The sequence below is a fragment of the Shewanella sp. 433 genome (assembly GCF_059338565.1).
Genome location: NZ_CM181703.1, coordinates 708,211 through 722,700, shown reverse-complemented (window position 1 = coordinate 722,700; position 14,490 = coordinate 708,211). Strand labels below are relative to the sequence as shown.

General features: G+C 41.5%; 8 protein-coding genes. 5 read left to right on the top strand and 3 right to left on the bottom strand.

Annotated elements, in window-relative coordinates; translation table 11 throughout:
- Window positions 1-55 precede the first annotated feature (55 nt).
- The gene (gene rph / locus AC5YB1_RS03345; protein WP_494520719.1) at window positions 56-769 is read right to left on the bottom strand and encodes a ribonuclease PH; all 714 of its coding nucleotides are present in this window, start codon (window positions 767-769) and stop codon (window positions 56-58) included.
- Window positions 770-948: 179 nt separating this feature from the next.
- Here rph and AC5YB1_RS03340 point away from each other — a divergent pair, with 179 nt between their 5' ends.
- From AC5YB1_RS03340 to AC5YB1_RS03320, 5 genes are all read left to right on the top strand, one after another.
- Complete coding sequence (locus AC5YB1_RS03340) at window positions 949-1,812, top strand: YicC/YloC family endoribonuclease (protein WP_475515072.1); 864 nt, start codon at window positions 949-951, stop codon at window positions 1,810-1,812.
- Window positions 1,813-2,010: 198 nt separating this feature from the next.
- Entirely contained in the window at window positions 2,011-3,234 is a 1,224-nt protein-coding gene (locus tag AC5YB1_RS03335) for a tyrosine-type recombinase/integrase (RefSeq protein WP_494520718.1), read from the top strand.
- A gap of 1,088 nt (window positions 3,235-4,322) precedes the next feature.
- On the top strand, window positions 4,323-4,751 hold the full coding sequence (locus tag AC5YB1_RS03330) for a helix-turn-helix domain-containing protein (RefSeq protein WP_494520717.1): 429 nt from the start codon (window positions 4,323-4,325) through the stop codon (window positions 4,749-4,751).
- Window positions 4,748-7,000, top strand: coding sequence for a VIT domain-containing protein (locus AC5YB1_RS03325; protein ID WP_494520716.1), 2,253 nt, complete (start codon window positions 4,748-4,750; stop codon window positions 6,998-7,000). Before AC5YB1_RS03330 ends, AC5YB1_RS03325 begins: the two co-directional genes overlap by 4 nt.
- A 37-nt stretch (window positions 7,001-7,037) precedes the next feature.
- Entirely contained in the window at window positions 7,038-7,382 is a 345-nt protein-coding gene (locus AC5YB1_RS03320; RefSeq protein WP_494520715.1) for a hypothetical protein, read from the top strand.
- Between the two features lie 310 nt (window positions 7,383-7,692).
- On the opposite strand, the gene AC5YB1_RS03315 is transcribed toward AC5YB1_RS03320, so the two are convergent.
- Together AC5YB1_RS03315 and AC5YB1_RS03310 are read right to left on the bottom strand one after the other, a co-directional pair.
- The gene (locus tag AC5YB1_RS03315; RefSeq protein WP_494520714.1) at window positions 7,693-8,946 is read right to left on the bottom strand and encodes a DNA cytosine methyltransferase; all 1,254 of its coding nucleotides are present in this window, start codon (window positions 8,944-8,946) and stop codon (window positions 7,693-7,695) included.
- 108 nt (window positions 8,947-9,054) lie between these two features.
- Entirely contained in the window at window positions 9,055-14,490 is a 5,436-nt protein-coding gene (locus tag AC5YB1_RS03310) for an ATP-binding protein (RefSeq protein ID WP_494520713.1), read from the bottom strand.

Below are 14,490 nucleotides of genomic sequence, written 5' to 3'. Positions count from 1 at the left end.
TAAAATTTTACTCAAAAAAAGGACCCCTTCGGGGCCCTAATAACAAACGAATGATTTAGCTCAATGCGGCTTTCTGCACATCGACGATTTCACGAATACCGTGCTTGGCCAGTTCAAGTAGATTGAGCAACTCTTCGTGGCTAAACGGCTCGCCTTCTGCGGTGCCTTGGATCTCAATGATCTTGCCCGTTTCGGTCATTACCACGTTCATGTCGGTTTCAGCGGCACTATCTTCGATATATTCAAGGTCACAAATTGGCTCACCTTTATAGATGCCCACGCTAACCGCTGCGATAAGGAACTTAAGCGGATTGCTCTTAATGATCCCTTTACCACGAGCCCAGTTCAGCGCGTCAACCAATGCCACACATGCACCAGTGATAGCAGCGGTACGCGTGCCACCATCGGCCTGAATCACGTCACAATCGATAACTATGGTGTTCTCGCCAAGTGCTTTCATATCAACCGCAGCACGTAGTGCGCGACCAATAAGACGCTGGATCTCCTGCGTACGACCAGATTGCTTACCACGGGCCGCTTCACGATCCATACGGCTATGAGTAGAACGTGGCAACATACCGTATTCAGCCGTTACCCAACCTTGGCCTTGGCCTTTTAGAAAACGCGGCACGCCTTCGGTGAAGCTGGCTGTACAAAGTACTTTGGTTTCACCAAATTCAACCAAAACAGAACCTTCTGCGTGAGCGGTAAACTGTCGAGTAATAGTTACTGGACGAGATTGAGCGGGCGTTCTGTCACTTGGGCGCATAGGAAATTCCTGTTTTGAAATATGAAAAGCTAAATTGGCTGCATATTATAGGGGCTTGAGACGACGGATGCCATGATATTCACGACCAAAACCCGAAACAGACAGAGTTTACTTTAACCCATGAGGTCATCGGACTATAATCGAGGCTAACTTTATCGATTTAAACTATTGGAATAACCATGATCCAAAGCATGACAGCCTACGCTCGCATCGAGCACAAAGCACAATGGGGCACCGCCTCTTGGGAGATCCGCTCGGTTAATCAGCGTTATCTAGAAACCTACCTACGCCTACCAGAGCAACTTCGCAGCCTAGAGCCTGTGCTAAGAGACCGTCTGCGCAAACGTTTAAATCGCGGTAAAATCGAAGTTAATCTACGCTATGACCTAGGTGAAAATAAAGACAGCGACTTGCAACTTAACCAAGCCTTAGCAGCGCAAATTATTCAAGCCGCTAACTGGGTAAAGCAAGAGGCCGGTCAAGGCGAAATCAACGTCGTCGACGTACTACGTTGGCCAGGCGTGATGTCGGGTAGCGAGCAAGATATGGACGCTATCAGTAAAGAGTTATTAGTTGCATTCGATGATGCCGTTGCACAGTTTATCGAAGCACGCGGTCGTGAAGGCGATGCCATCAACACCATGCTACAGACTCGCCTTGATCAAATTGTCGAACAAGTCGCTATCGTGCGTGAACACATGCCAAGCGTTATGCAATGGCAGCGCGATAAAATCACCAATCGTTTAAGCGAAATTCAGGGCGAGCTCGATCCCGCTCGTATAGAACAAGAAATGGTACTCCTCGCCCAGAAAATGGACGTCGCCGAAGAGATGGACCGACTCGACGCCCACGTGGCCGAAACGCGTCGCATCCTTAAAAAAGGCGGCGCTCAGGGTCGCAGACTCGACTTCATGATGCAAGAATTCAACCGTGAATCTAACACCCTCGCCTCTAAATCTATCAGTAGCGAGGTCACCGCCGCAGCCGTCGAGCTCAAAGTACTCATCGAGCAGATGCGCGAGCAGATCCAAAATGTTGAATGATATCCGTACGCGTCCATAAACACGCCCTAAACGTTGATTTAAAAGAGATTATATAAACCACCAGTCCGTACAAGTTCATTGGTACCCACCACTTTCCTGCGATAAATGGTGGGTGATATGGTGAGTACATTAGTATATAGTCAATGCATGGTGGTGGGTAAATTACCCACCTTTGATTTGACTGGAGACTAAGGGCTTATGGGCAAGTTAACCGCAAAGGAAGTAGCAGCAAAATCCAAGGGAGAGCCAGGCCGCTTTGCTGATGGTGAAGGATTGTATTTTGTCGTCCCAAAATCCGGCAAACCATTCTGGATGCTCCGCTATACAGCTAACAAAAAACGCAAAGAGATGACACTGGCTAAGTACAGTGATCTTTCTCTTGCTGATGCTCGCGCCGAAGCCGCTATTAAAATGAAGCAGTTTCGTGATGGCTTAGATCCTCTTATTGCCAAGAAACGCGCTGAACAAGCCGAAATTAAATCCGTCGATGATCTCTTTGCTGATTGGCATTTAGGCAATATAAAAAGACTCAAACATCACGAGATCCCCGAACGTATCTATCGCAAAGACATTGCTCCCCATATAGGTACCTTTAACGTCGATAGCGTCACCGCCAGAGACATAAGAGCAGTTTTACAAGCCATCGCAGGCACTAACCGCCCAGCTATCGCCAATGACGCTCTAATGTACAGTAAGCAACTTTTCAATCACGGCATAAAGCTGGATCTGCTAAGCGCAAACCCAGCGAGCGCATTTTCTGTATCTGATGCTGGTGGCGTTGAAAAGAGCAAAGACAGAGCCTTAACCATCGAAGAGCTCACTCAATTTTTTAAAGTTGCACGTGAAAATAGTGACAGCTTTAGTCGCGAAAACTATCTCGCTTGTGCATTACTGGTGACATTGGGCATTAGAAAGTCTGAATTGGCAGAAGCGCCATGGAAGGAATTTGATTTAGAGAAGCAGGTTTGGAACTTACCGAAAGAGCGCAGTAAATCCGGTGTTGGCATTGTTATCCCATTACCTGAAATTGTGATGGATTGGATTCGTGAACTAGAAGTAAGAGCTTGTGGCTCTGAGTATGTATTTCCTAGCAGGCGTTCAAGCAAGAATCCGCATATGGGTAAAGACACCCTCAACCGCGCTATCACTAAACTTTTCGGCCATGAAGCAGGTAAAAAGAAACAACCAGCTAACTTGATGGGTGATACGCCGCATTTCACCGTGCATGACCTACGCCGCACCTGCCGCACCTTACTTGCTCGGCAAGGTACGCCTGGGCATGTGGCAGAGCGCAGCCTGAATCATAAGCTTAAGGGCGTTGAAGGGATTTATAACCAGCATGACTATTTTGAAGAACGAAAAGAGGCCTCAGAAAAATTATCACAACATCTGAGAGATATTATTAACCCCTTTAAAGCCTAAAGGATAACTATTTACCTTAATAAAGCATATTAAACGGCCGATACTAAAAATGTCTATACAATGCACTGGTCAGGTCAAATGTGCCCTCAGGAAACACATAATAGAACTATGTTTTGTAGGAATTGCCGAGACTCTTGTCGTGTCTAGCTTAAGATAAGTGAAAGCTACGCTATTGCGTAGCTTAATAGTCGCAATTTTTACTTGTAATACTGATGACGTCTCTTAGAGTTATGCTTCCAACTTTTTGCTAGGTCGTACACGTACGCTGGGTAATCATCCCATGGGTTCGCTAGCGATCTTCCTCGTGCACCTCGCAGTTTTATTGGATAACCTCTACATTCAATACTGTGCAGAAAGAAATAGCTTTTTTCTTGCTTCGTTGAAAACTGTTTATGAGTACCACTACGAACACTCGGATACACGTCCAAAATATAACGACGCTTGCGTTTAATGCCATATCGATACTGTCGTTTTAACCTTTTCATTTACCCTCCTGGTTTACATTACCTAGAAGGGGTCCTCTTCAAAATAGTTCATTTGGTTACCTATATGCGCTATGCTCCGAAGCCTTCGGTTAACTATCGCCGAATAAAACTTATACGCATCATTTCATATTTATATTTCAACCAACACTTCAAGTAACTATATTGACTAGTTGCGAAATATACTCTTTTAGCTCTATATCGCTTATTTTCTCCTGCTTAGACAACCTGTCCTTCTTTTTAAGATTTTTGTTTTTCCGTGGACTTGAGCAGCAACTACATGACCAAGATTTTGGGGTATTGGCATAGAGACCTAATTTCAAATTCAGTTCTGAAATCCATAGCGCCTTTGAGTGACCAAAATAACTACACTTTACTACTTTTAACTTTCTCCGGTTGTAGTGGTGCCTTCTGAGTGATCTGTTTCGTTTCATTTTCTATCTCCTCTAGTGAGGTGGTTACTGCTTCCAGTAACCGCCATATCGGGAGATGAACGAATTTATGATTAACCAATACCAAGCTCCTTTTCTCAAATATTTGCTACGTGGGTGATTAGTTTTAACTTAACAGTTGATCTAAACACTAACACTGTCTAGTATTGATGTCATGAAAAAAATTAATCGCTATTCCTTAAATGATCTTTGCCAGCTGGTTGAGCTAACACCTCGCACAGTGCGCTTCTACATACAGAAGTCTCTAATGCCTGCGCCAGAAGGCAGTGGTCGAGGTGCTTTTTATACTCAAGAACACATAGAGCGATTGCTAGAAATTAAGAAGTGGCAAGATGCCGGGTTGTCACTTGAGCGCATCAGTGAGCTGCTATTTGATGAAAGCAGCACAAAACCTTTGCCGCCACTTAAACGCGCTCAACCTGGTGATATTGAAGTTTGCAGCCATATACATATTGATGAAGGCATATCACTCACCTTGAATCCAAGCAAGGCAGACCTAACACCTGAACAAGCTAAACAATTAACACTCGAAATAATCTCGTTGTACCAACGCATTGCATTAAGCGATAAGGAAGATAAATGAACAGTGAAATAGGGTTAACGTCGTTGTCAGGTGAGCAAGTAGCGCTTAAGTCTGTCGATATAACGGCAACACTTACTGGTGTGCTTTCTGAAGTCGAGATTAAGCAACAATATAAAAATAACTCATCAAACAATATTGAAACTGTTTACACGTTCCCCCTTTCCATTGACGCTGTATTAACCTCATTAGAAGTCGAATTAAATGGTGAGGTGCTTCAAGGACATGTCACAGCAAATAAGGCCGCAGAAGAAGATTACGAAGACGCGATTGTTAGTGGCGATACAGCTGTACTACTCAGTAAAATAGCCGATGGCCTATACTGTATTAATTTGGGTAATCTACTAGCTGAGCAAGAAGCGGTTATCTCAATCCGCTACGCTCAGCTGCATCACTGGCAAGGTGATAGCCTTCGTTTTTACCTTCCTACGACTATCGCTCCTAAGTATGGTGAGCCACAAAAGAGCAATATTGCTAAGCATCAAATTCCTCAACAGTCATTGTCAGCATCGTATAATTTAAATTTCTCGATCACTGTCGAAGGCTTGCTTGCAGGAGCGGCTATCAATAGCCCAACACATAACTTGGCATATCAAGTAACAGATCAAACAATGAGGATAAGCCTTAAACATCCTCAGCCTATGGATCGTGATTTCATTTTAGAAATTGATAAGCCAAAGGGATATATCGGAGAAGGTTATTGGGCGAACGATGGTGAAAGCACAGTTGCGTTAACTTCATTTATTCCAGAGCTAGACTCATCGCAAAACCCAGCCATCAAGTACCAACCTCACTGCATTAAAATTGTTGTCGATTGTTCGGGCTCGATGGCCGGCGACTCAATAGAACAAGCGCGTATTGCACTACTTCAGATAATCAATTTGTTAAACGCCCAAGATTACTTCAATATCATTTTATTTGGATCTAACCACCAGCAACTCTTTAATGAGTCGGTCATCGCAGATAAAACTAATATTAGTATCGCTAAACAGAAGCTAAATGTACTTGCTGCAAATCTTGGTGGTACAGAAATGCAATCAGCATTAAGTGCCGCTTATCATTCAAAAACATTACCTCACTTACCAACTGATTTACTACTGATCACAGATGGCCAGACGTGGGATGAAGATGCATTAATCGCTAATGCAGAACGTTCAGAACACCGTCACTTTGTGGTTGGGGTTGGCAGTGCTGTGAGTGAAGCCTTTTTATCCAAGCTTGCCAAAATAACAGGAGGGGCGAGTGAATTCGTTACACCAAACGAACAGATGAACAAGCGCATATTGCAACATTTTAAACGTATCAAGCAGACCAGAATTCACAATCCTCAACTCTGCCTTAGTGACAAGTATGCTGCACCACTTTGTTTTGATCCATTACCTACTCATAAAAATACAATTTTTTTAGGCGATACCGTCAATCTGTTAAGTCACTATGAAGGGTATCCGCCAGCAACGGCTGATTTCTACTTTGAAGGTGAGTTTAATGAAGCCGAGAATGAGCATGAAATGTATGGCGCCACTATCACTCTAACTCATAAACAAAATGACAACGGCTTAATCGCAAGGCTTGCAGCCCATGAACGGTTAATGGACCTAAATACGAATGAAGCAACAGCATTAGCTGAAAAGTATCAATTACTCACCAACCACACCAGCTATATTCTGGTAAAAGAGAATGACAATAGTAGCCAACTTCCGATACCACAACTTCAACAAATTCCTCACCAAATACCCGCTGGCCAGAGCGGTTTTGGCAGCGTCATAGGTGAAAGTAGCGGTGTGGTATGTCAAGGTGTGCCCACGTATTCCTCAGAGCCTATGCCAGATTTGGACTTCTTAGCTATTCCGGCATTCTTGCGACAACAATTTGATGACACACCAATAAAAAGGGATAGCTTGCGTCTTTCTCAAGCAGAAGACCATCACTCATTAGCTGAGTCGCTCAACAGTGAGTTCACTCCCAATAACGACATGGGTATGAGTGAGTTTGATATCTACGATATTGAAGAGTTAGGTGAGAAAGAAACAATAATTGAAATACTCTATCAGCTGGAACATGCAGGCTATAACGAACTGAAGCTGGTGGCAGCTTGGTTAAGCCTTTATAACGAGTTTAATCCTGATAATCAGTTTAGCCGACATGTAACAAGGTTGATTCGAGTGTTATGTAAAGAACTTGATGTCAGTGCAGAGCTTATCAATACCGTTAGAGAAACAATGAAACAAGAAATGACTCTCCAGACAATCTAAAAATAAAGGCCGAACAATTCTTCAAAAGGAAAAATTAATGCTATATAAGAATGAATTTGGGACTAATTTTGATTTGGGCTTTAACTTAGAGGATTACCCATACCTTATTGATAAAAGTTGGCATAATGACGTCAGCCCTAGCTTTTATTTTAATGTCGGTTCACAGTACTATGTTCTATGGGTTGATCACTCAGATCCAGCTCAGCGTGAAGAGGTAAACAAGCGTTACTTGGTTCAAGAAGCGGAAAACGAGGGTGATGAAGTGAACCCTGAGATTTATAGCTCTAATGGTGACATCATTTTTGAAAGCGAATTGTTCGAAGAGGTAAGTGATCTCCTAATAATTCTTACTTGCAAAAAAGCTCCAAACCATTTGATTTAGATAGGTTTGATGCAAATGAAAGCCATTGCGGCGATCGTTTTTTTCGTCGCATAGAGCTAAGCGAAGGTCATCTTGCTATAGCTCTAGAAACATTACCCAGCTCTTCAGCTAAATTAAGTAAACAAGCTTTGTGTTCAATAATTGGATTTTTAGTATGCAAAATGAGAGTTACCCTTCCTATTTTGATTAAACATTCAACGAGGGTGTAACAGATTCTATCAAAGCAGGGGACTCTCAACTAGTCAAATTGATATATCAGATCTAGTCGAGACTAATACACCTAACGTTAGCTTTAAATGAGTGCTTCTTCTCAGTCATCATATTTCCCTATACTCAAAATAAGATCCCCCAAAACCTCTCCCAATAAAGGAGGCACAGCATTACCCACTTGAGTATACCTTGGACACTCTTGAGTTCTTCTCATTCCACCAGTCGTATATTTCCCTCGAAACTTAAAGTCATCAGGGAAAGACTGTATTCTGGCATTTTCACGAACAGTTAATATTCTGGGCTCTGAATAATGCAGCAAGTCATCAGGTAACGTAGTCAACGTTCTTGAAGGCTGTTCTGGGTCCAAAACACTTATAACTTGTTTCTTCATTCCTATGGCTGCTTTTTGCTCATCAGTTAGGCCTAAACCAGGGCGACATACTTGTTGTATATATTTAAATTTTTCAACTGTCGTGCTTTTATGTCGAGCTATTCTCAACCCATTTGGCTTAGAGCCATTAAGCCCTTTCCTCATAGCCTTCTGATATGTTGTCGGCCTTTCAGGAGCAACATAATCTAACTTTTTAAAGCCTGTATTTGTATTCCCAGAATGATGGACAATATTTGCGCCTTTATGTTCCAAATCACTTATAGCTGCTTTGACACTGACAGGTTTGCCAATTGGTAGTTTTTTCTTCTTTAGAAAATCTGATCTTAATGACTCAAGAATCTCAAAAGGATTCACATCGCTTTTGAGGGTATCATTTCTTATACCAATCATAATAAAACGAGTACGCTTTTGAGGCACACCATAATTTTCACTATGGACGTAATCAGTAAAAACCGTATAACCAAGATTTTCTAGCTTAGCTTTTACGACCATTGAATATGGCTGCTTTGCAGCGATACCGTTTGAATCTTTAAATTTTGCGTTAAAACCGCGAACATTCTCAAGCACTAAATATTTAGGGCTTACGATTTCAACCATTTTTATGTATTGCTCAGAGAGCTGATTTCTTGGGTCAGAAGCATTTCTTCGACCAGCTAGAGAGAACCCCTGACAAGGTGGTCCTCCAGCAATTAAATCTATGCTTCCCTTTAAGGCTTGAAGCTCTGCGCTATAATCTTCAAGCAAAGTTTGAATTGTTGTGGCCCTTTTCGGCAGCCATTCAGGCCAATCAAAGTGATTATATTTACCGCCGTCAATCAAATTATGTCTAAAAGTTTCAAATGCCATAGGGTCTTTTTCAACGGCAAAGAGACCTGTCCAACCTGCATTACCGAGCCCTAATGAGAACCCTCCGCAACCTGAGAACAAGTCGATATATGTCCCTACTGAATTTTCATTTTTCACTTTAGATACCACGTTCACAACAATCAGCCTTAATAGCTGTACATATATACAGCTATTATACAGTATTTATAAAATTATTACCAGGAAATAGGCTGTAAATTACAATACTCAATCTAATTTGTAAAAAGGAGTTTCTACTACAAACTCTCCATTCCAATCTAAGGTTTTACAAAGAGAGTTGAAAGGTTCCAGTCCAGATATGCGATCTACTGTACTGTCAGAAGCCGAAGGAAGTCCTATTCTATTGAGATCTTTAGCCGTAACACCCGGAACTTGATGAATAAACCAACTCTGCATTGGTTTTAGATAGTCCTCTCTTTGCGTTTTAAAGTGTTCAAAAAACTGTGAGGCAAGGATTACTCCTACACCAAAAGCTCGCCCCTGAAGCAAAAGTTTTGACAACACAGGGAATTCGTAAGGCAAAATATTATGTGCTTCATCTACTAATAAATAGGAATCAATGAAACGTGTCTGAGGCTCCTTACCTAAAAATGGCTTTTTCTCAACTCGAAGCATGTAATCACAATATAAGTTAAGGAAGATAACGATAACCATTTTTTTCAATTTATCATCATTAAGCCCTTTCAAGTCGATGGCCACAACACCATCAAAAAACTCATCAAAGGAAACTATCTTAGCCGGGTCATCTTCAAATATTTCGTAATCGACTAGGTCACTCATTATTCCAGAAACTGAATCAGGTTTACCATCGGCAAGTTGTTCATAATGCTCAAAGACATCGTAAATAGTAGGGTCTCTTTTCTCATTTTCTCTTGTCGTCCTATAAGCTGATTTTATTGCTTCTTTTAAATTTCGATCTTGAACAGGTGCATTAACAGCAAAAATCTTCCTTAAAATATCTCTAAAAGAACCTATCTTATCTAGCATTGCTCTATTCGAATCGTCCCCACCTGTTGAAAACAAATTTAACGGTAGCTTAAAGGGTGAAATAACTTTAACTTTGGCTTTGTCAATAAAGTTACATCCTTTATCAGTCAAGTCACTAAAATCTCTCTTGTAATCAAGAATTAAAACTTTAGGTGATTTACCACGATTATCTTCTGGCTTTTTGACCATCTGATATATCATAGATTTTAGCAACTGTGTCTTTCCTGTACCAAGATCCCCAACGACTCCTACATTTATATTATTCAAGGCAGTATTACCAGGGTAAAAGTAAACATCTTTACGCCCGATAAGATCCGTACTTTCTCCCACTTTAAGCTTCAAACCTTCAAGCTCTATCAGAGAAGAACTTTCCAACTCTTTTGGTTTTGTGGTCGATTCAAGCTCAACAGTCTTCTTTGATAATGCTAAAGGTTTAGTTTCAATAGTTGGAAAACCTTGCTTCTTTTCCCTGTGAGAGACGGAATTAGAATCATCGCTAAGCTCTATTGTATTATTTTTCAATGGTACTTCAGTTGAGGCTAATAATCCCCACTCACCAACTTGTTCAATTATTAGATCTACGGTTGAGACTTGCTTACCAGTCAACAACGAGGCTGCAAGTTCATACCCTAATATTGTAGTATTTTTAAAATCCCCATCACCAGAACAAACAACTCTGCTTCTTGAAGTATCTTCTATAGTAATAAGTCTTCCTTGAGGTTCTATTTCTACCTCAAGTTCACCAGACATAAGCTTAGCTATAGTTTGTTGATGGTAATCGACCCAGGATTTATTAAATTGAGCTGCATGAGTTTCACCATAAACACGGAAACCATAATCCAACCAGCTTGCAAGCAAATCACGATATGCAATACCCCACAGCTCTGCGTCTTCTACTTTTGACTTTAAATTTATAAGAAAATCTGAAAATGACTTTGCTTGTAACAATGCTTCTGAACGTTGCTTATCAGTCATTTCTCCTGAGCGAGCCTTAACTTCGATGGGTGTAATTTTGAGTTTATAAGGTTCCAGCAACCCATCTCCAGCATCCACAGCGAAACCAATACTCATAATTAATAAATCCGGGCGCTCTCGATTATCAGATCCCAATGCCTTACGCAACTCATCAAATCGAGGTTGAAAAACATCTGCTGGAATGACTAAGTTAACCGTACTATTAACTATTGAAGGAATTAGACCTTTTCCATTATCTTGAAGTTGGAAATCGGATTGTAATAAACGAGAGGCAACGAGCATTCCAACTTCGCCGAGGCTAGCAGAGCCACCACTTGTCAGACGTTTGAGTGTTGGAATACCACGACGTGAAATCTCGCCTAAAAGAACTATTACTTGAGCATCACTTACTGCTTTATCGCCTAAGAGTTTACTCAAAACAGTTTTCATAGCTGTCACCATCGTTGGAGACTGTTTTGCTACTAAATAAAAACCACTCGACTGTCCAGAACCGGGAGCATATCTAGGTAATTCAAAGTCCCAAAGGAATGCATCTTCATCTGGGCTATGAAAACAACTTGCATCTACTGCTGATGAAGAAATAGCACTGTATCGCGTATTTTCTAACGATGCATTCAAGGTTTGTAAGTTTGGAGCAAAGCCTAAGCTATCAACCCCTAAGTCCCTAACAAAAGAAGATTCTAGGATGTCGAGTGCTTCACACAACCCCCCCTGTAACTTATTATCTTTATGTTCAAGAACAAATCGACCCGCTCTAGACATTGATAAATACTGGCGATGATTAGATGCATTCTTCTTAATGCTAAGCCTCGATAAACAACTTGGATCGACTGGCGATAGAACCCCATCTTGACGAAACTCTTGATCCATAGTTTGCAGATGATCCACTATGGAAAGATCACGAGAAAAGCTCATTGCCTTCTTCTGCCCTGTATACCATCGTACGCTGGTATCAGAGCGCTCTGTCAATGATGCAAGTATTGCTGGTTCTGGCTGTTCATCAGTGGGGCGCCTATCTATGATCTGTATTGTAAGACCACCAGCAGGAGACCACTCATCTACTTCTGAACCAAGATTTTCTAGACACCATTCATCAATACCTTCATTACAAGAACTATACCCAGAAGAGTCACTGTGCAAAGAAACTTTAAGCCGGGATTTTGCTGGATATAATTGACGAATTTCATCAAATGAACGCTTCACTTGCTGCTTGTTAAAGCCATTAATAATGCCTTCCAGCATAAGACCTAACTCAGAACCAAAGACACCAATATCATTACCTCTTTCAACCTCAGAAATCGAATTAGTACGCCATAACACAGACCAGTACTCTGAAGAGCTCTTAACCGAGGCGAAACCGATTGGATTAAATTGACCATTAACGTCGCGACAACTTAACGCTAAACAATCAGGAAAACTAGAAGGGTCAATAATACCGGCAACAGGTGACGGAATGCCTTTCTGAAGGGCATCATGAAGTAAATATTGAGCGTTGCACTGCCATGCTAGTTTTACTGGATTCATAGGAGACAGAATCAGTGCTATCGGTTTAGCTTCCAAATATTGACCATTCGATTGAGCTCGATGAACTGTAATAAGATCAGACCAGCAAGCCAGCGAATCTGGACTTTTTAGCCAATTAACATATTCATTAATATATTCCTCGACAAGTGTCCGAACGCTTGGCGTCTGCATCATCTGACCAAGACTGAGAGCTTCTATAGTGCAGCCCTTTTCATGGCATAGCTTTTGTAATAGTACTCTGACTTTATTTCTAGCAATAAGAAAACTATTAGGTGGGCTGAGCTCATTTATCTTAGGCCGGGGGTCTACTGTTAATTCGAGTGTTGACAGTCGAGGATAATCTCTCCAAGTTGGGGGATGCCATGCCTCTTTGAAACCAGGACCTATAAGTAAAGGGTAAAACGACTCCTCTTCATCCAAAATCCAAGATTCGAGGTGAGTCAACATGCTCGGTCTGACATCAACCTTGGCAATACTTGATGATCTAGCACAATTATTCCGTACTAGTTTATCAAATTCACTAGTAGCGCCTTTGGCGGCAAATTCATTGGGATTAACAACTATTTGATACTTGAGTGGTTCGCCTAAATCGTCGGTACCAATCTCAAACTCAATATTGCACGCTTCAGCAGCTTCAATGACAGCCATTGCATATCCAGGTAGGTCCCCTGATTGAGTTATGGGCCAAGTCTGACTGTTCGTATCATCGTCATCACTTTCAATTACTTTACCGGTAATACTCTTCGGCATAGATATTGATTTTCTCAGATAAAATTCAACTGTGTGAGTACCTTCTCCGTTGGTAATTAGTTCACAGTCATAGCGTGTCTTTGCCGATGCACCGCGGCCAACTTTCTTCTTAAACGGGCTCAATTTCTGAGCTGACAAACTATTCACAACAACTAAAGGCGTATACGCTTCTAATGAAATTACTTTAATTAATACAGGCTTTGCCAGTTTCTGGCTTTCGAATATGTACCTAACATACTGCTCATGCTCATCAGGTATAGATGTATCTTCCCATTCTAGTATATTGTCATTCGTTATAAACGAATCGACTGGATCTAATTTTTTCCGCCCCGAAGCCCGAGAGACTACAATTTCTTCTCCCTTGAGTATGTCATCAATTTCAAGTTGAAATTTTGGTATCGATTGGACTACGGCTAACTGGCTATTTAAGTTCCTACGAAAAACTTCGTTCAAACAGCTCAGCTTAAGAGTACCGGTTTCCTGAGCCTCACCCTGATTGAGCAACTCCAACCAAACCTGCTGGGTTAGTACTTTCCACCAATCTTGATTGCTCTCTCTTCGCGCTTTGGCATAATTGCCCAACGGTCTAGTGATAAACTCTTGAGGTGTTCTATAAATAGACACTACTGTTTGCTTAAATGAATCTAAAGCTTCTTTTATGTCTTGCGACTCTGTTTCACTTTTCAATTGGTCAACGCCAGAGTTGAATCCATTTTCTTGGAAAAAACTAGCTAAATCAGAATTGATATCAGAATTAGGGATTTCTCCGTTCCCGAGAAAAGGCAGGCCTAAGGCATGACACATATCTCGTAGCCCTTTTCCTTCACCTCCAGTATCGTACAAACTGCGCAACAGCTCCCAAGGCTCTTCTATATCATCGCTCTGACCTGCGTGTTCGAAAGCTTCTGCCAAAGCTGACCAAGCTAAAACTTGGTCAGTGTCCTTAGTCAGCTCAAAACGTTTCATTACAGCTTGGAATATATCCTGAACAAAATGCTCTTCCCTCCATGTAGAAAAACTCACATGGTTCACTTTATCCAATCCTATTTTGTCTACTGTTGTCCCATTGGATAATAGAGGAGGATCATTAATAGCGGCAAGAGCCAGATATGAAGCATAAGACGTCCTAATCTTAACTACATGATTACTTGAACATCTAGCACTGTCAGAATGAGATGGATCTTCCACACCTTCCTGAACTAAAAGAACTGGAACTGACTTAACATGCCCATTTCGTTCAATATTCACTCGAGGTCCTAGAGCCTCAAATCGCAAGAAAACTTCATCAAGCATGCTTCCAGGCACAGCAGAAAACACGACTCGCAAATCATCTTTTTCTGAAGCAATAAATTGGCTTGCCTGATTCAAAATTACTAAAACTAAATGGTCAATGAAACTATGGGGCAT

Bases quoted from the DNA above. Each gene is read 5' to 3' on its own strand.
- rph (WP_494520719.1), bottom strand. From the start codon at position 769: ATGCGCCCAAGTGACAGAACGCCCGCTCAATCTCGTCCAGTAACTATT.
- AC5YB1_RS03340 (WP_475515072.1), top strand. From the start codon at position 949: ATGATCCAAAGCATGACAGCCTACGCTCGCATCGAGCACAAAGCACAA.
- AC5YB1_RS03335 (WP_494520718.1), top strand. From the start codon at position 2,011: ATGGGCAAGTTAACCGCAAAGGAAGTAGCAGCAAAATCCAAGGGAGAG.
- AC5YB1_RS03330 (WP_494520717.1), top strand. From the start codon at position 4,323: ATGAAAAAAATTAATCGCTATTCCTTAAATGATCTTTGCCAGCTGGTT.
- AC5YB1_RS03325 (WP_494520716.1), top strand. From the start codon at position 4,748: ATGAACAGTGAAATAGGGTTAACGTCGTTGTCAGGTGAGCAAGTAGCG.
- AC5YB1_RS03320 (WP_494520715.1), top strand. From the start codon at position 7,038: ATGCTATATAAGAATGAATTTGGGACTAATTTTGATTTGGGCTTTAAC.
- AC5YB1_RS03310 (WP_494520713.1), bottom strand. From the start codon at position 14,490: ATGCCCCATAGTTTCATTGACCATTTAGTTTTAGTAATTTTGAATCAG.